Genomic DNA, 21,897 nt, shown 5'->3' on the forward strand with positions numbered 1-21,897 from the left:
AGGCCGAGCCGGTTCCGCCGGCCACGGCCGCCAAGGGAGTTCCGTCCGCCGAGCAGTGGCTGGAGCAAGCGGCCGCCGCTGCCGGCAAGATGAAAAGATACGCCTTCGAGCTGCAAATGAGCCAAGAACTCGGCCCGGCAGGAGAAACGAAAGGGTCGAGCGTTCGGGTCGACATGCAGGGGAAGGCGGAAAGGGAGCCGTTGAAGCTGGACCAGACGATCAAGAGCGTGATCGACGGGGAAGAGTCCACGCTGCGCGCGATCGTGACGCCGGAGGCTTACTTCATGTATTTGCCCGAATACGAGGAATGGAGCCGGCTGTCCAAGGAAGTGGCGGCGGAGAATTCGGAGACGCTGTCCGACTTTCAGATCAACCCGGAACAGGCGATCCGACGCATCCGGGCACTGGGGGAAGGGCTGATCGCCGAACGCAGCGGGAATGCGGCGGTGATTCGTTATGAAGGGAACGGCGCCGAGGCGAAGGCGTTTCTGGCGGGATTGCTGAAAAGCACGCTGGGACTGACCGCTTCCGAAGTAGTCATTGCGGAACAGCTGAAGGTGACGAAGCTGAAGGCGGCTTACCATATCGACGCGGAACGCCACTGGCCGCTGTCCTACCGCATCGAGACGGAGCTGACGATCGAGCTCGAGCCGGGACGGCCGACCCCGATCAAACAGACGGTGGCCGGCACGTACGGCAAGCCGAATGCCACGCAACCGATCGTCGTTCCGCCGGAAGCGCTGGAAGCTCCCGATCCGTCCGAGATCGAGAATCTGCTCGATTTCGGAGCGTGAGCGCGGAACGGGCGGACAGTAGACGTTGCAGCCCAGTTCCGTTATAATGGCGTGAGAATTGAACAGCTCGACGACGCGTTTGCGGCAGGCGGCGCAAGCGGTCGCGAGAAGTCAGGAGTGTTAGGATAAAATGGCATTGTCGTGCGGAATCGTCGGCCTTCCGAACGTAGGGAAGTCGACCTTGTTTAATGCAATTACCCAGGCGGGAGCGGAGATGGCGAACTACCCGTTCTGTACGATCGATCCGAACGTCGGCGTCGTGGAAGTGCCGGACGAGCGGATGCAGAAGCTGGCGGAGATCGTGAATCCGAACCGGATCGTGCCGACCGCGTTCGAATTCGTCGATATTGCCGGACTGGTCAAGGGCGCGAGCCGCGGAGAAGGGCTGGGCAACAAGTTTCTGGCCAACATCCGCGAGGTGGACGCGATCGTTCACGTCGTTCGCTGCTTCCAGGACGAGAATATCACTCACGTCTCCGGCAAGATCGATCCGATCAACGATATCGAGGTCATCAACCTGGAGTTGATCCTCACCGATATCGAGTCGGTCGAGAAGCGGATAGAGCGCACTCGCAAAGGGCTGAAGGGCGGGGACAAGAAGGTCGCCGAGGAGCTTGAGGTGCTCGAGCGTCTGCACGCGACCCTTACGGCGGAGAAGCCGGCGAGAAGCCTGGAGCTGACGCCGGAGGAAGCGCGTCTCGTTCGCGACCTGCACCTGCTTACGATGAAGCCGGTGCTCTATGCGACGAACGTAAGCGAGGGCGAGGCGGCCAGCGCCGACGGCAACGAGTACGTTCAGAGAGTTCGCGAATTCGCGGCGGCCGAAGGCTCCGAGGTCGTGCATATCAGCGCCAAGGTGGAATCCGAGATCGCCGAGCTTGAGGGCGAGGACAAGGAGATGTTCCTGGAAGAGCTCGGCCTGACCGAGTCCGGGCTTAATCGGTTGATTCGCGCTTCGTACAAGCTGCTTGGCTTGTACACGTATTTTACGGCGGGCGTTCAGGAAGTGCGCGCTTGGACGATTCGTCAAGGCACGAAGGCGCCTCAGGCCGCCGGAGTCATCCACACCGATTTCGAGCGGGGCTTTATCCGCGCCGAGGTCGTATCGTACGAGGACTTGGTTGCCAACGGCTCGATGAAAGCGGCCAAGGAGAAAGGGCTCGTGCGGCTGGAAGGCAAGGAGTACGTCGTCGCGGACGGCGACGTGATGCATTTCTTGTTTAACGTGTAAGCTGTGGTGAAGGAGCAGGCCGTTCCCATGCGGGGACGGTCTATTTTTTGCGGAGAAGGGACATTCTGACCGTACAGGTTCAAATCCGCGAGAGAAGTTAACTTTTTCTAATGAAACCTTTGAGAACGAAGCCGCGTCTGTGAGATTGAAGCAAGGGCGGAAACATCTGCCGCTGGTCTTCAACCTGATTTCCGAAAGGAGAATGCATGATGCAGAAGAAAAAGCTGTTGGTCGTATTGACCGCCGTCGGGCTGCTGGGCACAAGCGCGGCCGCGGCCGTAGGAGCGAGCGGACTGGTCGGCAAAGTTACCGGGGTGTTTCATAAAGATATCGTCGTATCCGTGAACGGGGACAAAACTTCCTTGAATCCGGTCTACATTAACGGAAAAGCGTACTTGCCGGCGCGCGAAACGGCGACCGAGCTCGGATACACGCTGAACTGGAATCCGAAGACGAAGGAAATCCAAATCAACTCGAAGGAAGAGCAAGCGGTGGAATATTTGAGAATGGTGGGCGTGATCGTCGATATCGCGCCGACGGACAAGGAAGGGCAGTATCGGATCGAGCTGCTCGGTCACGGGGACCAGCGCTGGATGATCCTCTACGTCGACAAGGACACCGAGCTGACGAACGAGAGCGGCCAAGCGATCGCCGTCGCCGACCTGGAAGCGGGAACGCGGATCATGGCCGAGTTCGGCCCAGTCATCGCGTTGAGCTATCCGGGGCAGTCCCATGCGAGTAAAGTTGTCGTCAGCGGACCGTCGCTCGTCAAGGAAGACGTCATCCAGTCGGTCGAGAAAACGGAGGACGGCTGGCAGGTGAAGTTCGGCGAGATGAAGGACGGGCAAACGACGACGTCGATCGTGCTGAATGCGAGCAGCGGCACGGGCGTCATGACGACGGAAGGCTTCGACGTTCCGTTCGCCGATCTGAAAGCCGGAGACAAGGTTCGCGCGTACTACGGTCCGATCATGACGAAGAGCCTGCCGCCGCAAAGCCCGCTTCACTATCTTGTCGTGCTTACCGAGAAAGAGCGGCTCGCTCCGGCGACGGTCGAGGAGTATCGCGAGCTGGGCTGGAAGAGCATCCCGAAAGACCAGAAGTCGCACGTGACGACGAAGAAGGAAGACGCTCGGGTCGAGGAAGTCGATTCGGGGAATATCAACGTGATGCTGGCGACGGACGAACAGAAGAAGAAGCTCGAAGAGATTCAAGCCGTGAACGGCAAGGTGATCTCCGTCGTGTACAGCACGGACCAGGACGCTCTGATCGGACCGATCGTGATGATCTTCGATCCGGAATCGAAGGCGTTCCTCGGCATTCTTCCCCGGAAGTAATCGGGAGGCTGCCGCCAGCGGCGGCCCGACAATTGAACAATTAACAAGCAGGAAGAGGCTGTCCCGTAAGTAGAGTCGTACAAGATTATCGATGAAAAAGAAGGGCATCTATCTCCTGGAGACTGCCTCATACGGTCCTGAAATCACCCATTCACGGGTTTACCGTTCTCATTTCAGGATCGTATAGCCTCGGAAGGAGATAGATGCCCATTACCCTGCATCCATCGATAATCGTTCGGTACGACTCTGTTTACTTATGGGGCAGCCTTTTCGTTGTCGGGACCGATTTGAACCGCCAAGCCGTATCCGCACGAATTTGCCATCGTATGCTATAATAAGGGGTGATGTAAACACTGCAAGCGAGCGGAGGATGAGGACAAGTGCTAGACCGTCTGCAAGTTTTGGCGGATCGATATGAGAAGCTTAACGAATTGTTGAGCGATCCGGACGTGGTGAACGACTCCACGCGGCTTAGAACCTATGCGAAGGAGCAGGCCGGGCTGGAGGAAGCGTACCGCGCTTATGAGGAATATAAGCAAGTGCTGGCGCAGCTGCAGGATGCGAAAGCGATGCTGGAGGATAAATTGGACGACGAGATGCGCGAGATGGTCAAGCTCGAGATCGAAGAGCTGGACGAACGGCGCGCGGAATTGGAAGAGAAAGTCCGCTTCCTGCTGCTGCCCAAGGACCCGAACGACGGCAAGGACATCATCGTCGAAATTCGCGGCGCGGCCGGCGGGGAAGAAGCGAACCTGTTCGCGGCGGAGCTGTACCGGATGTATGCCAAATTCGCGGACAGCCAAGGCTGGCGCACGGAGATGCTGGAAGCGAGCGTGAGCGATCTCGGCGGGTTCAAGGAAGTCATTTTCTCGGTCAGCGGACCGGACGCCTATCGCAAGATGAAGTACGAGAGCGGCGCCCACCGCGTGCAGCGGGTTCCGGAGACGGAGTCGGGCGGACGCATCCATACGTCCACCTCGACGGTCGTCGTCATGCCGGAGGCCGAAGAGCTGGACATCGTCATTCACGACAAGGACATTCGCGTCGATACGTTCTGCTCCAGCGGCGCCGGCGGCCAGTCGGTTAATACGACGAAGTCGGCCGTACGCGTCACTCACGTGCCTACGGGCATCGTGGCGACTTGCCAGGACGGCAAATCGCAGAACGATAACAAGGATAAGGCGCTGCAAGTGCTGCGGACGCGGATTATGGACGTCAAACGTCAAGAAGAAGAGGCCAAATATTCCGGCGAACGCAGGGAGAAAATCGGAACCGGAGATCGCAGCGAGCGGATTCGTACGTACAATTTTCCGCAGAGCCGGGTGACGGACCATCGGATCGGCTTGACGCTGCACCGTCTGGAGTATGTGCTGAACGGCGACATGGACGAGATCGTTAAGGCGCTGACGCTGGCCGAGCAGGCCGAAATTCTCGAACGCGAGCAGATGAAGCAATAATGGAGGGCTGGGCGTGAGCTTGGAACGAATTTCTGGCCGCCCGCCGACGTTGGGAGAAGCCTGGCGAGCGGGCGCGGATCGACTGGGGCAAGCAGGAGTCGAGGAAGCGAACGCGGACGCGGAGCTTCTTCTTCTTTATGCGCTGGGCGTCGGGAAGGCGGAGCTGCTGCGGGATTGGCGGGAACCGTTTCCTCCCGGGAAGAGGGAGCCGTGGGAGGAACTGCTGGAGCGGCGGGCGACGGGGGTTCCGGTTCAGTATGTGATCGGGGAGCAGTATTTTTACGGGCGGGCATTCGAAGTGACGGAGGCGGTGCTTATTCCGCGCCCGGAGACGGAATTGCTGGCCGAGGCCGTGCTGAAGGCCGGAGACCTGATCTGGCCGCCGGAAGCGACAGGTCTCGGAAGAGCAGAGGCCGAGGGCGCCGAGAGAGTGGAAGCGGCGGGTCCCGGAAGAGCAGGGGCCGCGGGCCCCGAAAGAGTCGAAGCGGCGGCAGGTCTCGGAAGAGCAGGGGCCAAGGGCGCCGAGAGAGTGGAAGCGGCGGGTCCCGGAAGAGCAGGGGCCGCGGGCCCCGAAAGAGTCGAAGCGGCGGCAGGTCTCGGAAGAGCAGGGGCCAAGGGCGCCGAGAGAGTGGAAGCGGCGGGTCCCGGAAGAGCAGGGGCCGCGGGCCCCGAAAGAGTCGAAGCGGCGGCAGGTCTCGGAAGAGCAGGGGCCAAGGGCGCCGAGAGAGTGGAAGCGGCGGGTCCCGGAAGAGCAGGGGCCGCGGGTTCCGGAAGAGCAGAGGCGGCGGGCGCCGAGAGAGCGGAAGCGGCGGGTTCCGCCGAGGAGGGGCGATCTGGGGGGCGGGCAGATTTCCTTTCTGCTCCCATCGTGCTGGACGTCGGCACGGGAAGCGGCGCGCTGGCGGTTACATTGGCGGCAGAGCGGCCGCTCTGGCGGGTGACGGCGTCCGACTTGTCGGAGGCGGCGCTGCAAGTGGCGCGCGGCAATGCGAGAAAGCATGGGGCGAATGGGCGAATCTCGTTTGTTCAAGGGGACTTGCTGACGCCGTTTCTGAAGTCTGCTGCGGACGGTGGACTTGTCGTCGATATTCTCGTGTCCAACCCTCCGTATATTCCGTCGTCGGACATCCCGGGCTTGCAGCGCGAGGTGCGCGATCACGAGCCGCATCTGGCGCTGGATGGGGGCGACGACGGGCTGAATCCGTATCGGACGATGGCCCGGCAGCTCAAGGAGCTGCCGCAATTGCCGCGGATCGTCGCCTGGGAGGTCGGAGCCGGCCAAGCCCGGGACGTTGCCGATCTGCTGAGGGCTGCGGCGGACTGGAAGGAAATCCGCTTCGTGCCGGATTACGCGGGCATCGAGCGGCACGTTGTGGCGGTTCGGTGAGTTTTGGATTTAAAGCGGATTTGCCGCTCTATTTCGGCGATTCTCCTGTTTTGGAAAAAAATAAAGCGGGATTTCCACCCTATTTCAGCGATTCTCCTGTTTTGGAAAAAATAAAGCGGGATTTCCACTCTAAATCTGCTTATCTTTCCCTTTCGACAAAAATAGCGCGGATTATCCGCCTAAAACTGTTCCGCGCCAAACTTCTCCCTTGTATTCATCGATGCGCGGTAGACAGCATGTCCAAGAACCTTGCCGCGAGAGCGGACAAAGGTTCTTTTCTCGTATACAGGCTGATGGGATTGGTCAGCCTGACGTCTTCGACGCGGATTCGCCGCAGAGGGCCGCGCTCGACGGCTTCTTGCGCTTCCAGCGCAGAGAGGAAGGCGAGACCGTAGCCATCGGAGACGACGCGGATCAGTTCGCTGAAGCCGTTCATCTCCAGGCCGACGCGGGGCGGCGGCAAGCCGCGAAGGCGGAACAGCGAGAAGAGCTGCTCGCGGGAGAAGCTTCCCGGCTCGCGCAGCGCGAACGGCTCTCCGGCAAGCGCGGCCAGGGGGACGGTTTTGTCCGCAAGCGGATGCTCTCGATGGACGACGAACCACATTTCGTCTTCCATCCACGGGATGCCTGTCAGATCGGCGCGATCTAGTCGTTTTCCTCCCCCGATAAAGGCGATGTCCGCTTCGTAGCGCAGCAGCAGGTCGAAGGCTTGGGCCGAGCCGGTCGTCGTAAAGGCGACGTCGGCATTCGGATGCCCGCGCTTGAAGCTCGCAACCGGCCCCGGCAGCAGGAAGTTGGCGGGCAGATAGGTGGCGGCGATCTTCAGCGTGCCCGCCTGCCCTAGCCGGTGCTCCTCCAGCATCGTCTCGATGCTCCTCTCCAGCGAGAACAATCTGCCCGCTTCGCTCGCGAGACGGGCTCCGACCTCGGTCAGGCGCACTCCTCGGCCCATCGGCGAGAGGAGCTGCAGATCCAGCTCCTTCTCCAGCTTCTTGATCTGCGAGGTGACGGCAGGCTGACTGATGCCGAGCTCCTGTGCCGCTAGCGTGACGCTCCCGACTCGGCGACTTTCAGGAACAAGCGCAGCGCGTGAAGATTCAGCATTTCTCCCGGTCTCCTTTTCTCCCGTCAGTATGTAAATCATAATCAAAATTTATACAAACGTAATTATAATATATTAGATTTATGAAAATTCCTCCCTTATTCTAACCTTGAAAGGAACTTCTGGGGAAGAGGGAGATGGCCGGAATGGCGACGATCGTATGCTACGACTGCGGGAAACGACATAAGGAAGAGGATGCGGGGTATCGCTGCGAATGCGGCGGACTGCTTGAAATCGTTCAGGACTTCAAGGGGGCGGATGGGGAGCGGCTGAAGCGTATTTTTCACGAGAGGCTGTCCGAAAGGACGGGGCCGTATGCGAGCGGGGTGTGGCGGTATAAGGAACTGATCTATCCGGAGATGTCGAAGGATGCCGTCGTGACCAAGTACGAGGGCAACACGGGATTGTACCGATCCGAGCCGATCCGACGGGCGGTCGGCATGCGCGAGGTGTGGCTGAAAGCGCAGAGCGAAAATCCGAGCGGCTCGTTCAAGGACAACGGGATGACCGTGGCGGTGTCCCATGGCCGCGCTCTGGGTTACGAACGCTTCACCTGCACGTCGACCGGGAACACTTCGTCCTCTCTGGCGATGTACGCGGCGCTGGCCGGCTGCGAATCGTTCGTGCTTGTCCCGAAGGAGCAGGTGTCGATCAACAAAGTGCTTCAGACGCTGGCGTACGGGGCCGAGGTAATCGGTTTCGACGGCACGTACGACGAAGGCATCCGTTTCTATGAACGGCATGGGCGGGAGCTGGGCTGGTACATCTGCAATTCGATCAATCCTTATCGGATCGAAGGTCAGAAGAGCATCGTCTACGAATTGGCGCAGAGCTTGGGCTGGCGGCTTCCGGATTGGATCGTCCTCCCCGGCGGAGCGCTCAGCAACGTAACGGCGCTCTGCAAAGGGCTGAGAGACTTGCTGGCCCTGGGTTTCATCGAGCGGATGCCGAAGGTGGCTCTGGTGCAGGCGGAAGGGGCGAGCCCTTTTCATGCGATGATGGCCGAGGGGAGGGCGGAGCTTGTTCCGTTCGAACGGCCGTCGACGGTCGCCACGGCGATGAACATCGGACATCCCCCGAGCTGGAAAAAGGCGCGCGATCTGCTTGCGGATGGCGGAGGGACGACTTGCTCGGTGACGGATGCGGAGATTTTGGAGGCGAAGCGGCTGATCGACCGGAGCGGCATCGGCTGCGAGCCGGCGTCGGCGGCGACGGTCGCGGGCTTGCGGAGGCTGGTCGCCGGCGGGAAGATCGATAAGGACGAGACGGCCGCCTGCATTCTCACCGGCAATCTGCTTAAGGATACGGATATTTTGCGGACGACGTTGTGGGAAGACAAGACGATTGCGGAGGAGCTGACGCTCGAATCTATGAAACGGAGGGCGAAGGCGGCGCGATAGAAAGAGATTTCAGCGGAAAAATCCGGATTGCTAGGTTTATAGATTCCGAATCCGGACATAATGATGGCTAAGACGTTCCGGAACGCATAGCGCTGCACCGACGGGTGCGACAAGGAGCGGGAACTATGCGTAATAGCCATCATTTTTTTTCTTATTCGTCGCTATCGAGAGTCGTTCTGCTGATCGTTGCGATAGGTTTCGGTTTGCTCGGCATAGGACATTATGTCGCTGCGAATTCGGGAGACGCGATCCCCGAAGACGCCATCCGCATTCGCATTATCGCCAATTCCGACAAGAAGGCGGATCAGTCCGCCAAAAATAAAGTGCGCGACGAGATCGCCTCCTATATCCAATCCTGGGGCGGCATGCCCGACACCCATGACGAGGCGTACGCGCTCATTAAAAGCCGTCTGACCGACATACAGGGCATCGTGGACCGCGAGCTGAACGAGCTTGGCGTCTCCTATGAAGGCATCGCTGAGCTGGGAGAGGTGCCTTTTCCGGAGAAAACGTTCGAAGGAGAGTCATACGAAGCCGGCAATTACGAAGCGCTGCGGATTACGCTCGGCAAGGGAACGGGGACGAACTGGTGGTGCGTGCTGTTTCCGCCGCTCTGCCTGACCGCGGCTACCGCCGACGAGGATGCAGGAGCCGCTTCGGAAGTGCGGACGGCGTCCGCAGGAGCCGGGGACGAAGCGCCCAAAGCGAAGTTCTTCCTGTGGGAGCTGCTGGAGAAGCTGTTCGCGTTCCTCGGCTCGCTGTTCGGCTAACCCGGCCCGTCCCGGTATGCTATAATAGCGGGAAAAAGGTGAGACAAGGATGATCGGCATCATGAGCATAGAGACGAAATACTGGCCCGCGGAGTCGCCCGGGACCGGCATCGAGGAAGCCGCCGCGGCGATCGCCGCCGGCGGCGTCGTTGCGTTCCCGACCGAGACCGTGTACGGTCTCGGGGGGGGCGCCGGGAGCACGGAAGCGGTAAGGAGGATATTCGCGGCCAAGGGCCGCCCGTCCGACAATCCGCTGATCGTGCATCTGGCGCGCCGCGCAAGCGTGGCCGGCCTGGCCAAGGAGATTGGCGCCGTCGAAGCGGCGCTGATGGACGCTTTCTGGCCGGGGCCGCTCACGCTGGTGCTGCCGGTGCGAGAGGGGGCGGTGTCGCCGCTCGTGACGGCGGGGTTGGACACGGTCGCGGTGCGGGTTCCCGCGCACGAACTGGCCCGGGAGTTGATCGAGCGGGCGGGCTGCCCGATCGCGGCGCCGAGCGCCAACCGCTCGGGACGGCCGAGCCCGACGCTGGCGCGGCACGTGCTGGAGGATCTGGACGGGAGAATCGACGGCGTGCTGGACGGCGGGGCGACCGGCGTCGGGCTGGAGTCGACCGTCGTTAGGGTCGTGGACGGCACGATTCATATTTTGCGTCCGGGCGGCATTACGCGGGAGCAGCTGCGTCAGGCGGCGGAGGGGCTCGCCGACGTGGCGGAGGAAGCGATGCCGGCAGAGGCTGGAGCGGGAATGACGGCCGAGGGGCGAGCAGGAATGAGGGCGATTGACGGGGGAGCGGGAACGACGACAGAGAGACGATCCGGAGCGACAGACGGGAGAGCGGGAACGGCGGGAACGGCGGGGATAGACCGGGGCGCTGGGACGCCCTCCGGGGAAGCGCCGCGCTCCCCGGGGGTCAAGTACGCGCATTATGCGCCGCGCGGGGAGATGCTGCTTGTGACCGGAGCGGCCGATCGGCTGCCGGCAATCGTGCAGGAGCAGGCGCTCCAAGCAGCTGACGCAGGACGGCGGGTCGCCGTGCTGAGCTGCGCGGAGCATGTCGCCCTCTATCGGGCGGACGCCGTGTTCGACTGCGGCCCCCGCGGCGAGCCGGAGAAGGCCGCGCAGTCGCTGTACGCGACGCTTCGCGAATGCGACGAACGGGCCATCGACTTCATCGTCGCCGAAGGCTATCCGGAGGACGGAATCGGAGCGGCGCTCATGAACCGGATGCGCAAAGCCGCCGGAGGTCGCGAGCTCTCCGTCCGCTGACGACCCGCTAATCGACCCCCCCTTTGCATGATCGTCGCCTTGTCCGCATATGTTGTGGAGAAGGACAAGGCGGCAGCCTGCGTAACGAACGTTCGTCGCGCCGGCCGAATGCAAGGGGGGACAAGCATGTTTGACGTGTCTGCGGCAGCCGGTCAGGCGCTGACCATTTTCGTCATGGCGGTCGCATTGGGCATGGACGCGTTCTCGCTCGGAATCGGAATCGGCTTGAAGGGCGTTCGGCTGTACGACATCTTGAAGCTAAGCTCGCTGATCGGCGTTTTCCACGTGTTAATGCCGCTTGGCGGGATGTATACGGGGCAATACGTAAGCGAGCTGCTCGGAGGAATCGCCACTTCCGCGGCCGGCGCGCTGCTGCTCCTGCTCGGAGGGCATATGGTGTACAGCTCCCTGCGCGGAGAGGCGGTCGATTCGATCAACCACCGAACGCTGTGGGGAATGCTCGTGTTTGCGTTCAGCGTGAGCATCGATTCTTTTTCCGTCGGAGTGTCCCTGGGGATGTTCTCGGCGCATATATGGTTGACCGTGCTGCTGTTCGGCTTGTTCGGCGGTTTGATGAGCGTGCTCGGACTGATGCTCGGGAGAAAGGCCAGCCGAAGCCTGGGAGGATATGGAGAGGCGCTCGGAGGTGTTATTTTATTCGGATTTGGTCTATTATTTCTTATATAGAGACTACCCATCACAACATGCTGGCAGGGGGAGACCATGAATCGGGTTTTAATCGTATGCACGGGCAACACTTGCCGCAGTCCGATGGCCGAAGCGATCTTCAAGGACCTGGCCGCCCGCAGCGGCAAGCCGCTCGAGATTCGCTCCGCGGGCATAGCCGCCGCTAGCGGCTCGCCGATCTCGCCGAACGCGGCGGAGGCGCTCAGAAGGCGCAATCTGGAGCTTCCCGGAGCTTCGACGCCGCTGTCCGCCGAAGAGGTGCTGTGGGCCAATCTGATTCTGACGATGACGGCGGGACACAAGAGGGCGATTCTGGAAAGATATCCCGAGGCGCTGTCCAAGACGTATACGCTGAAGGAATACGCGCTGCGCGGAGATCCGGTTATGGACGACGTGGCGGAGGCGGAGAGGCTGTATTCGGAGTGGCAGGTGAAGCAGCTGCTCGGAGAAGCTTTGACGGACGAGGAGAAGGCGCGATTGTTCGAGCTGCAGCGGACAATTCCGGATTTCGATATCGCCGACCCGTTCGGAGGACCGTTGTCGCTCTACGAGCGGACGGCCGACGAGATCGAGGACATTTTAATGACGTTGATCGACAAATGGGATCGGGAACGGCGCGATTCGTAAGCCGGTGATTGATTTTTCGGCAGACCTTCGGTATGATGAGGATATAACTTCAAGGTTCCGATGTGACTGGCGACGACAAGTGGAGTATACCACGGTGGAGCATCGGAATGACGGCCGGTCGCCTGGGCGAAGAGCAGCGTGCGTGAAGCGCGCTTGCTCTTTTTTGTCTTTTTCCTGCTTGAAGCTGATCGCGAACGCCGGCTGGAGGCGCTCTGCGACGCGGTTCGACATCCGCCCGATGTTTGAGCCGGGTGAATTCAGGTATAATACCTGTATTGTTGTCTACGGAACAACTGTGCGGTTAGGAGGTTGTCGGGTATGACTGCGGAGTCTCGTTCGATAGCCGATCAGGTGGAAGGCTTGATGGACGAATTGGCAAGGATGGGCAACGTCCGTCCGGGCCAGATAGTCGTGCTGGGTGTCAGCACAAGCGAAGTGAGAGGACAGCGCATCGGGACGTCTGGGGCGGAAGAGGTCGCGAGCGAAATCCACAAGGGCGTGGAGCGGGCGCGGGAGCGCATCGGCGTGCACGTCGTATGGCAATGCTGCGAGCATCTGAACAGGGCGCTCGTTACCGAACGCCGCTTGGCCGAAGCTCAAGGCTGGACGGAGGTGTCGGCGGTACCGGTTCCGAAAGCGGGCGGCTCGATGGCCGCATACGCTTATCGCCGCATGGAGGAGCCCTGCCTCGTAGAGGCGGTGCAGGTACATGCGGGCATCGATATCGGCGAGACGCTGATCGGGATGCATCTTCGTCCCGTTGCGGTTCCGCTTAGGCCGTCCGTCCGCGAGATCGGGCATGCCCGAGTGAACATGGCCGCGACCCGGCCGAAGCTGATCGGGGGCGCCAGAGCCGTGTATGAGCTGACCGGAGCCTCGGCCCCGGTCGAAGAAGGGGCCGGCGGAAGCCGACCTTCGAATGCTTGCGATTAACGACAGACCAATCTGAATTGCAAAACGGGAGGAATAGCCATTATGTTGGAAAATCTGCGCAATCAAGATCCGGAAATCGTCAAAGCCCTGAACCTGGAATTGAAACGTCAACGCGACAACATTGAACTGATCGCTTCCGAAAATATCGTCAGCCAAGCCGTTCTCGAAACGATGGGCACGGTGCTGACGAATAAATACGCCGAAGGCTATCCGGGCAAACGTTACTACGGCGGATGCGAATACGTCGACATTCCGGAGCAGATCGCGCGCGATCGCGCGAAGGAGCTGTTCGGAGCCGAGCATGCCAACGTTCAGCCTCACTCCGGCGCCCAAGCGAACCTGGCCGTCTACCTGGCCGTCCTGAAGCCGGGCGACACGGTGCTGGGCATGAACCTGGCGCACGGCGGCCACTTGACGCACGGCAACCCGGCTAACGCGTCCGGCCTCCTGTACAACTTCGTCGCTTACGGCGTTAACGACCAGACGTTCACGATCGATTACGAGGAACTGCGCAAAGCGGCGTTCAAACACCGTCCTCGCCTGATCGTAGCGGGTGCTTCCGCATATCCGCGCGCGATCGATTTCGAGAAAATCGGCCAAATCGCCAATGACGTAGGCGCGTTGTTCATGGTCGACATGGCGCACATCGCGGGCCTCGTGGCCGGCGGCGAGCATCAGAATCCGGTGCCTTACGCGCACTTCGTTACGACGACGACGCACAAGACGCTTCGCGGTCCTCGCGGCGGCTTGATTCTGTGCCGCAAAGCTTGGGCGGCCGCGATCGACAAAGCGGTATTCCCGGGAACGCAAGGCGGCCCGCTGATGCACATCATCGCGGCCAAGGCGGTCGCTCTTGGCGAAGCGCTGCAGCCGTCCTTCAAAGATTATGCGCGCAACGTCGTCGTGAACGCCAAGGCTCTGGCCGAAGCGCTCGTAGCCGAAGGACTGAACATCGTATCCGGCGGCACGGACAACCACCTGATGCTGATCGATACCCGCAATCTGAACATTACGGGCAAAGAAGCCGAGCACGTGCTCGACTCCGTCGCGATCACCGTCAACAAGAACGCGATTCCGTTCGATCCGACAAGCCCGTTCATCACGAGCGGCATCCGGATCGGCACGCCGGCCATTACGACGCGCGGCATGGGCGTTGAAGCGATGAAGACGATCGCGCAAGTCATTGCGCTGACGCTGAAGAACACGAAAGACGAAGCGAAGCTGGACCAAGCTCGCAAGATCGTCGCCGATCTGACCGCGCAGTATCCTTTGTACCCGAACCTGGAATATTAAACCTCTTGAGTAATGAAAGAGCGAACAAAGCCCTCCCGCTTCCAGATGGAAGCCAGGAGGGCTTTGTTCGCGTTCCGGGACATTTTCAACCTCCGCGGCGGGGAAAGACATGACCATAATGTGACTAAAACGATGACGACGGTCACTTACCGGTATTACAAAGTGCAAACTATAATACTTCTCGAAGGGTCTGGTCGAAGTTTGACGCATTGGATGGCTAAATGACGCAATGCAAACAGAAATGGAGGATGGAAATTTGAATGTCGATAAAAGGAGCAAAATAACGAGATATGTCGTTTCGTCGGCAATGGTCGTCAATGCGCTGGCCGCGCCTGTCGCGGTATTCGCTGCAGAAGAGTCGGGGCGCCCGGATGCGGTGCAAGCGGCGATTAAGGAATTGATGGACAAGGCGATCATGGTCGGAGACGACAAAGGACAGCTCAATCTGGAAGGGAAATTGACCCGCGCCCAGGTGGCCGCGATATTGGCAAGATCTCTGAGCCTGGACGCGTCCGCTGCGCCGGCCTCCGCATTTCGAGACGTGAGCAAAGATCACTGGGGCCTGAATTACATAAGCATTATGGACAGGTTGGGAGTCATGACGGGCTCGGACGGCAAGTTTCGCCCGAATGCCGTTCTGACGAGAGAAGAGCTGGCCGTCATTCTGGTTCGGATCACGCAGACGAGCATTGTAGGAAAAGGTAATCAATTGGCGGTCAGCGACGCCGGCGAAGTGAGCGGCTGGGCCAGACCGTATGTTCAGGCCGCTCTCGAAGCCGGATTATTGCCTGCGCCGAACGGCAGGTTCGCTCCCAAGAGCCAGGTGGATCGCAAGGAAGTGGCCCTGGTGGCCTCGGCGTTCATCAACGGCGAGAACTTCGAGACGTATAAGGAAAGCGTGAACGCGCTGCTTAGCGAAGGAAAGAAGATTTCGAACAGCGATCCTTCGATTTAATCGAGGGACGGCTTTCCGAGGGGCGTTACCCCGCCTTCACCATGGCCGGGTAACGTCTTTCCTATGTCGGACGGGAAAGAAATGAGGCGGAATGAAAATCGTATGCTGCATGTTGACGAGAGACAATGAGGCGACTTTGGCCGAGGCCATACGGAGCGTAAAGCCGCACTTGGACGAGATCGTCGTTGTGGATACGGGTTCCGCGGACGGAAGCGTTCGGTTGGCCCGGGAGCTCGGCGCCCGCGTGTATGCAGCGTCATGGAACGACCACTTCGGGGAAGCGAGGAATGTTGCGCTAAAGTACGCGGAAGGGGCCGATTGGATTCTGATGCTCGATTCGGACGAACAATTCGTCTGGCAAGGGGGAGTCGGGCTCAGGGAATGGCTTGGCGTTCTACCTTCCGAGCGAACGGTCGTGGCCTTCGAATGCCTTCACTATGAGACGAAGGATGCCCGATTGCTGTCTACCACCCATGTCGAACGGTTATTTTCGCCTAAGCACTATCGTTACGAGGGCAGCATTCACGAAAGGCTGGTCTCCGACGGAGCTGGGGGCGATCGGCAGAACGCGCAATGCCGCGTCGCTTTCTTCCGGCATTCCGGCTATTCCTCCGAGTTCCATCCCGCCAAAAGCGCCCGAAACCTGAGGCTCTTGCGCGGAGAACTGCAAGCCCGTCCCTCCGACGGGCGAATTCATCGCTACTTGGCGGCGGAGCTGTACCATGCCGGACGATACGGCGATAGTACCCGGCATGCGAATTCTGCGCTTGGTCTGCTGGGCGATACGGACAAGTACAGCAGGGCGCAAGCGCATTACTATAAAATCATGGCCTGCCTGCAGCTGGGAAGAGGCCGGGAAGCCGAGTTGGCGGCTCGGGAAAGCATAGAGGAATTGCCTTCTTATACGGATCCGTACGCCATCCAGGCGGAGATTTGCTTCGGAGAACGGCGTTGGGAAGAGGCGTTTCGCTGGTATGAACGATGGGAACGGGAGACGGAACGGCAAACGGAGTTCATGCCGAATCATTGCGTCTCGCTCGCAGACGCCTTACGGCGGCACCGGCGGATTGCCGCCGTCAAGACGAAGAGATTCAATGAAACGTTCGGAAAAGAGGTTCGCGAAATGAAAGTGGCGTTATTAATCGTCCATCCGCAATTGGAGACGGACCGCGAGGAATTGCTGAAACATCTATTTGCCCGTTTTGAGGGCATGACCTATGAGATCGGATCATGGTCCAAGCCGTCCCTCGACAAGGCGGGGAAGGACGTGAAGATGTGGCTGAAACAGAGTCGCATCCGGGGGGTGGAGGGACAAGGGGTTGAGCAAGCGGGAGCCCGGCTGGCGGCCGTAAGCCGAGCGGATATTTTATGGGTCTGGCACGCGAACGAGCGGCTTGTATCCGAATTGGACGAGGCGACGCTTGCGGAGGCGATTGCCCGAGGCGGGGTCGTATCGGTCCGGGCTTATTCGGACAGGCTTGGCTGTCAATGGACGGAGAGCAGGATCAAACTGCTGAATTCGGCCGAACGCGAACCGCTTCTTGCTTCGTCGCAGACCTTCGACTCGTCCGAGGGGATTATCGTAGAGAGACCCTTTATCGTTTCTTCCGACAAACGGAACGCCTATCGCGAAATAGCCGATCTGACTTCTCCGATTCAGCGCTTGCTGAACGCCTTCGCTTGCCAGAGTTATGAGGAAGTATTGGATATGCGTCAACCTCCGGAAGGCTCGGAGGAATGGGCGACTTTCCGTTTCTATCGGATTCTGGCTTTGATCAACCTGGGCAAGATGGAGGAAGCTTCGGAGAACCTTTATAACGCGCTGGAAGCCGATATCGGCGGAAGGGACGAGCTCGATTTCATCTATCTGTACGGAAAGCTGGCCGCGAACGCGGAGCTGGACGGGATGAAGCGAGAGGCGCTGAGCTTGTTGGACGAGACGCTGAAATCGAATCCGATCGTCGATACGAAGCATGTGAAGACGACCGAGTCGGACTGGTTGTCACTGATCGCTGAGCTTCAATGGCAGACGGGCGACCGGATGCAAGCTCTCGTCTCCTGGCGGCACGGCTTGGAAAGCTCCGGCTATTCGAACGAGCGCTGCGCTTACCGGCTTGCCGAAGCGATCTACGAGACGCACAGAGCCGAAGGGCCTGACCAAGTAACACGCGCCATTCTGGAAGCCTTCCCCGTTGATTCGCCAGCGGCCCAAAGCCTGCTCTCGCCAGTCTTCTCCTACTTGAACATGCCGGAGTGGTCCACGTTGTTCAAGCTGTCGCGCGAGAGAAGCCCGGCCAATGAAGCGGCAGCGCCCGAATCGGGCCCCCCGCTTGTCAGTCTGATTTTGCCCGTCTATAACGATACGGACTATTTATTCGAGAGTATTCGCGGCATCCTTGGCCAAACCTATCTGAATCTGGAACTCGTCGTCGTGGACGACGGATCGGACCGGGACATAGCGGAGGTCGTGCGGCGATTCGGTCATGACAGCCGGGTGCGGTACTACAGAGTAGAGAAGAACCAGGGGCTCCCGCATGCGTTGAACTACGGGTTGTCGAAAGCCAAAGGCTCTCTGCTGGGCTGGACTTCGGCGGACAACGAAGTTCAGCCCCGATGGCTGGAGCGGATGGTCGAAGCGATCTCCGCCTATCCGGAAGCTAGCGCGGTGTACTCCGATTATTACCATATCGATAAGGACGGCCTGGCGATCGAGACGAAACGCTTGTCCGCGTATCGCTTAAACGGATTGCAGAACGGCGGTCCGTCGCTGCTGTGGAGAGCTTCGGCCCATCGCAAATCCGGGGGATTCGACGAATCGTTGTTCGGCATCGAGGACCGGGATTTCACGATTCGGCTTGCTCTCGCCGGCAAAATCGTTCATCTGCGGGAGCCCCTGTATTATTACCGAATTCACGAAGGAAGCTTGTCTTCCAAAATCGACTCGGGCTTTGCCGGAGGCTGGTCCGAGCTGCATGAGAAGCTGAAACGGAAGTGGCTTTATTTAAGCTTCGTATAAAATCAAGGAAGTGAAGTCATGATCCGAATAGAATCCAACACGGAAGCCGCCTTCCTGCAACAAAGCCATCAGGAGCGCCAATTGGACGCGCTCCGGGAGTTGTACGGAAGCAGGAGACTGGAGCTTCAACGGTTAAAGCGGGCGGCGGCGGAAATGGAGCGGGACGCGGCCCGGCGTCGCGAGGCGATCCGCGAGAAGCAGCGGGAGATCGAGGCGCTTCAGCTGCACGTCCAGAGCTTGTCCCGGTTGCTGGACGCTCAGACATCGCAGGTGTCTTACGATTCCGATTACCGGCAAAGGCGGCAGTACTATACGGACGTCTCGCGGCGGATCGACCCGGCTATCGCTTGTCCTGGCGCGATGCCTCGGTTGAAGGGTTCGCATCGGGGCGTTGTCGTCGCGCCCGACGGGCTCAGGTTCCAGAATGGCCGCATCTCGGCCTTGCTGAAGGGGCTCGCGGAGGCAGGCTTTCTTTGTCTCGCTTTTACCGATCGCGCGGAAGCCGCAGGGCGCGTCGGGCAGCAGGCGCCGGACGGCTATTATGAGTTCGATGACGAGGCTTTGCTTCTACGCTGGCTGCTCGAACAAGAAGTTGCTCCGACGGTCTTGTGCACTTGGGTGCTGCAAGCCGCTTGGTTCGATTTACTCCCTTCCAAGACGATCTGGTACGATCTCTGCGAGCATGAGGATCAGCTGTGGGGGATGGACGCTTCGTCGAGACTGAAGCATTACGCCCTGCTTAAAGAGGCCGGACTCGTCACCTACTCGGATAAAAGGTGGAGGAAATACGCAGCGGCCAGAAAAGACGCTTTCGCCCTGGAAACCGGCAGTCTCGCGCGGCTGCTTCCCGACGTTAGCGCTCGGTTGGAGGTTCGCCGACATGCAGGATAATCGCGCGTTTTCCAGCGGACCGACCGCGGTTCAACGCGACGCGGAGGCGATGCGCAGGGCAGTGGAGCAATTGCGGGCGCTGAGCGAGGACCAACTCGATTCGTTCGAAGGCTGCAGGCAGACGATCGCGGATCTGGAGCGGGAAGAGGCTGCGGGCGAGGAGGCCGTCCGGGAGCTTCGCGAGGAAATCGTTCGCCTTGAAGGCGAGCTGGCAAGGGCCGATCTGCTCTTCGCTCCGCGTTACCGGGACCAGTCCCGCTATTACGGCCAGTTCGTCGAGTCGCCGTTGACCGACGAAGCAAGACGGATCATGCAGGTCGTGCAAGGCGGGGACTATGGGGGAATCGTCGTGTATCCGATCGCCGTGCACTGGGAGCCGCTCCAACGTCCGCAGCATCTGCTGACCGAGCTCGCGAGGAAGGGATATCTTTGCTTTTTCTGCGAGCCCGGCGGCCAATTCCGCCTGACGGAACGGGAGCGGGGACTGTACGTCGTAGCCGGACAGGAGCATCTGCTTCAGGCTTTGCAGACCTGCCACGTTCTCGTGCTGAATACGTACTTGATGCAAAATGCGTGGATCGACCGGCTCCCCCACAAAACGATTTGGTACGACGTGTTGGATCGGGTCGATTTTTTCGGCCTCTACGACCGCAATATGCTGGCCAAGCATTATGAGGTGTTGCACGATGCCGATGTGGTGACGTATTCGGCCCGCCGATTGGCCGAATACGTCGGGGACAGGCCGGATGCCGTCTACTTGCCGAATGCCGTAAGACCGGAGGACTTTCGATCGGAATCGGGCGAGATGTCCGCCATCCCGGAAGAGCTGGAACCGATTGTCGCGAACGGCAAAAAAATTATCGGGTATTACGGAGCGATCGAGGAATGGTTCGATACAGAGCTGGTTCTCGAGATGGCCCGCGCGCCGCAGGTTGAGATCGTCCTGATCGGACATTGCGGAATTTCGCAGGAGCCGTTTCCGGATAACGTTCACTTTCTCGGACCAAAGCCTTACGCGCGGTTGAAGGAGTATGCCGCGCGTTTCGACGCGCTCATGATTCCCTTTGTCGTGAACGAACTGACGAACTCGGTCTCGCCGGTGAAATTTTTCGAATATTGCGCCATCGGCAAGCCGATCCTCTCGACGCCAATCGCTGAAGTGCTGCCATATGCAGGACCCGGGATTGCGATCGTCCGTTCCGGGGAACTCATCGCGTTCGACGATTCCTTCTGGCGGTTGGCTCCGGAGGCCCGAAGACGTTTGCGCTCGATCGCCCGATCCAATCAGTGGAAGACGAGAGCCGAAGAGGTCGAGCGAGAGCTCGAGTCCAGGCCGAACTGTCTGAAACTGTTAGCCAATCGTTCCCATGACCGGCACGTCAGCGTATTCACCGCGACGTTCTTCGATTATGACGGGGGCAATTTCTATACTGGCGGGGCGGAAAGATACCTCGTGGACCTTCACGAGGTATGCGACGAACTCGGCTTGAGAATGGACTTGTACCAATACGGCAATTACGCCTGGTATCGCAAATATAAGAATATCGATGTGTACAGTCTTGGACACGAAAACCTGGATATCGGGGAATTTTCGGTGGAACGGCTTGGCGCTTTTAATCGGCGTTACTTGTACGCAGCGGAGGGCAAGGCGCTGCTTCATGTTTACTCGGCGTTTTTCCAGGCGTATCCGCACGCCGCTCATCCGAGCATCGGGATCAGCCACGGCGTAGCTTGGGACAACCGGGGCAGCAACTACGAGAACGGGGAGCAGTTCTGGCTTCATAATGAACGCTTCATTCGCAGCGCGGAGCATCTCCAGAAGATCGTCTCCGTGGATACGAACACGGCGAATTGGTTTCAGACCGTCTCTTACCGAACCGGGCAGCAGATGCTGACGATACCGAATTACGTCGATCCGAACGAGTTCTTCCCCGTTCCGAGGCAGCAGGACGGGAAGATCCGCATCGTCTACCCGCGTAGGCTGTACGAAGCGAGAGGCTTGTATTTGACGCTGGCTGCAGCGAATCGTATTTTGGAGCGGTATCCCGGCGCCGAATTCCACTTCGTCGGCAAAGGCTTCGAAGAAGATGTGCGGCAGATTCGCAAAGCGATGGAACGTTGGCCCGGCCGCATCTTCTGCTATCACCGCGATCCGGACGAGATGCATGCGGTCTATAAGGAGGCGGACATCGTATTGATTCCGACTCTGTACAGCGAGGGCACAAGCCTGTCCTGTCTGGAGGCGTGCGCCACGGGCAACGCCGTAATCGCAACGAGAATCGGCGGCTTGACGGACCTCATCATCGATCGGTTCAATGGGCTTCTCGTCAGCCCGAACGCAAGGTCGTTGGAGGAAGCGATCGTCGAATGCCTGGAGAGCCCGGAATTGCGGCGGCGGCTGGGGGAGAATGCGCTGCAAGTCTCCCAGGCCTTCAACAAGGCGAGCTGGAAAGAGCGGTGGAAAAACGTGATCCGGGACGTACTCGGGGACGAGGAGCTTCGGAAAGGCGGCGCGGAACAAGCCGGGGAACGGCAACGGAAAGAAGTCGAATTCCGTCTTGGTCCCGGCGCGCGAGAAGAGGACTGGCTGCCCGAGGTCGTCAGCTGCTTGAAAAAGGGAATGTCCGTGTTTATCCGGGGGAACGGCGGCCGGCCGCCGGAGTCCAGCTTCGGCAGGCTGCAGTGGATCCCCGAAGAGGCCGAGCTCGGCTTTCGGCCGCTCGTGGCCAGGTTCGACTGAGGAAGAAGGG

17 protein-coding genes, 1 pseudogene and 1 riboswitch are annotated in these 21,897 nt (G+C 59.8%); of the genes and pseudogenes, 17 read left to right on the forward strand and 1 reads right to left on the reverse strand.

Annotated elements, in window-relative coordinates; genetic code table 11:
* The 6 genes and pseudogenes from ACESLM_RS17230 to ACESLM_RS17255 form a co-directional block, all read left to right on the forward strand.
* The coding region (locus tag ACESLM_RS17230; protein ID WP_372632816.1) for a DUF6612 family protein at positions 1-794 on the forward strand (794 nt) is incomplete at its 5' end.
* Positions 795-924: 130 nt separating this feature from the next.
* Positions 925-2,025 carry a redox-regulated ATPase YchF gene (ychF, locus tag ACESLM_RS17235; RefSeq protein WP_372632817.1) on the forward strand — a complete coding sequence of 367 codons (1,101 nt, stop codon included), beginning with the start codon at positions 925-927 and terminating at the stop codon, positions 2,023-2,025.
* Between the two features lie 206 nt (positions 2,026-2,231).
* Positions 2,232-3,362 carry a stalk domain-containing protein gene (locus ACESLM_RS17240; RefSeq protein WP_372632818.1) on the forward strand — a complete coding sequence of 377 codons (1,131 nt, stop codon included), beginning with the start codon at positions 2,232-2,234 and terminating at the stop codon, positions 3,360-3,362.
* A 380-nt stretch (positions 3,363-3,742) separates the two neighbouring features.
* Positions 3,743-4,819 (forward strand): peptide chain release factor 1, encoded by a 1,077-nt coding sequence (gene prfA / locus ACESLM_RS17245; RefSeq protein WP_372632819.1) that lies wholly within the window; start codon positions 3,743-3,745, stop codon positions 4,817-4,819.
* Between the two features lie 13 nt (positions 4,820-4,832).
* Positions 4,833-5,075 (forward strand): annotated as a pseudogene (locus tag ACESLM_RS17250) (protein-(glutamine-N5) methyltransferase, release factor-specific); the annotation flags it as partial.
* Between the two features lie 174 nt (positions 5,076-5,249).
* Positions 5,250-6,206: a N5-glutamine methyltransferase family protein gene (locus tag ACESLM_RS17255; RefSeq protein ID WP_372632852.1), complete on the forward strand. Its 957-nt coding sequence runs from the start codon at positions 5,250-5,252 to the stop codon at positions 6,204-6,206.
* Positions 6,207-6,420: 214 nt separating this feature from the next.
* Here ACESLM_RS17255 and ACESLM_RS17260 read toward each other — a convergent pair whose 3' ends face one another.
* Positions 6,421-7,350 (reverse strand): LysR substrate-binding domain-containing protein, encoded by a 930-nt coding sequence (locus ACESLM_RS17260; RefSeq protein ID WP_372632820.1) that lies wholly within the window; start codon positions 7,348-7,350, stop codon positions 6,421-6,423.
* Between the two features lie 104 nt (positions 7,351-7,454).
* On the opposite strand from ACESLM_RS17260, the gene thrC reads away from it, so the two are divergent.
* From thrC to ACESLM_RS17315, 11 genes are all read left to right on the forward strand, one after another.
* Positions 7,455-8,708, forward strand: coding sequence for a threonine synthase (gene thrC / locus ACESLM_RS17265; protein ID WP_372632821.1), 1,254 nt, complete (start codon positions 7,455-7,457; stop codon positions 8,706-8,708).
* A 125-nt stretch (positions 8,709-8,833) separates the two neighbouring features.
* Positions 8,834-9,478, forward strand: a complete 645-nt coding sequence (locus ACESLM_RS17270; RefSeq protein ID WP_372632822.1) for a stage II sporulation protein R — start codon at positions 8,834-8,836, stop codon at positions 9,476-9,478.
* A 61-nt stretch (positions 9,479-9,539) separates the two neighbouring features.
* On the forward strand, positions 9,540-10,745 hold the full coding sequence (locus ACESLM_RS17275) for an L-threonylcarbamoyladenylate synthase (protein ID WP_372632823.1): 1,206 nt from the start codon (positions 9,540-9,542) through the stop codon (positions 10,743-10,745).
* Positions 10,746-10,871: 126 nt separating this feature from the next.
* The gene (locus ACESLM_RS17280; protein WP_372632824.1) at positions 10,872-11,432 is read left to right on the forward strand and encodes a manganese efflux pump MntP; all 561 of its coding nucleotides are present in this window, start codon (positions 10,872-10,874) and stop codon (positions 11,430-11,432) included.
* 36 nt (positions 11,433-11,468) lie between these two features.
* The gene (locus ACESLM_RS17285) at positions 11,469-12,059 is read left to right on the forward strand and encodes a low molecular weight protein arginine phosphatase (RefSeq protein WP_372632825.1); all 591 of its coding nucleotides are present in this window, start codon (positions 11,469-11,471) and stop codon (positions 12,057-12,059) included.
* Positions 12,060-12,111: 52 nt separating this feature from the next.
* Positions 12,112-12,194: riboswitch (ZMP/ZTP riboswitch) on the forward strand.
* Between the two features lie 183 nt (positions 12,195-12,377).
* Complete coding sequence (locus tag ACESLM_RS17290) at positions 12,378-12,992, forward strand: TIGR01440 family protein (RefSeq protein ID WP_372632826.1); 615 nt, start codon at positions 12,378-12,380, stop codon at positions 12,990-12,992.
* 45 nt (positions 12,993-13,037) lie between these two features.
* Positions 13,038-14,285, forward strand: a complete 1,248-nt coding sequence (locus tag ACESLM_RS17295; protein WP_372632854.1) for a serine hydroxymethyltransferase — start codon at positions 13,038-13,040, stop codon at positions 14,283-14,285.
* Positions 14,286-14,541: 256 nt separating this feature from the next.
* Positions 14,542-15,240 carry an S-layer homology domain-containing protein gene (locus ACESLM_RS17300; RefSeq protein WP_372632827.1) on the forward strand — a complete coding sequence of 233 codons (699 nt, stop codon included), beginning with the start codon at positions 14,542-14,544 and terminating at the stop codon, positions 15,238-15,240.
* Between the two features lie 91 nt (positions 15,241-15,331).
* A complete protein-coding gene (locus ACESLM_RS17305; protein WP_372632828.1) occupies positions 15,332-18,256 on the forward strand; it encodes a glycosyltransferase in 2,925 nt (974 codons plus the stop codon).
* 18 nt (positions 18,257-18,274) lie between these two features.
* Positions 18,275-19,147: a hypothetical protein gene (locus ACESLM_RS17310; RefSeq protein WP_372632829.1), complete on the forward strand. Its 873-nt coding sequence runs from the start codon at positions 18,275-18,277 to the stop codon at positions 19,145-19,147.
* Entirely contained in the window at positions 19,137-21,887 is a 2,751-nt protein-coding gene (locus ACESLM_RS17315; protein WP_372632830.1) for a glycosyltransferase, read from the forward strand. The genes ACESLM_RS17310 and ACESLM_RS17315 overlap by 11 nt, the downstream gene beginning before the upstream one ends.
* Positions 21,888-21,897 lie beyond the last annotated feature (10 nt).

Origin of the sequence: Cohnella sp., from assembly GCF_041641335.1 — a bacterium.
GTDB lineage: Bacteria > Bacillota > Bacilli > Paenibacillales > Paenibacillaceae > Cohnella.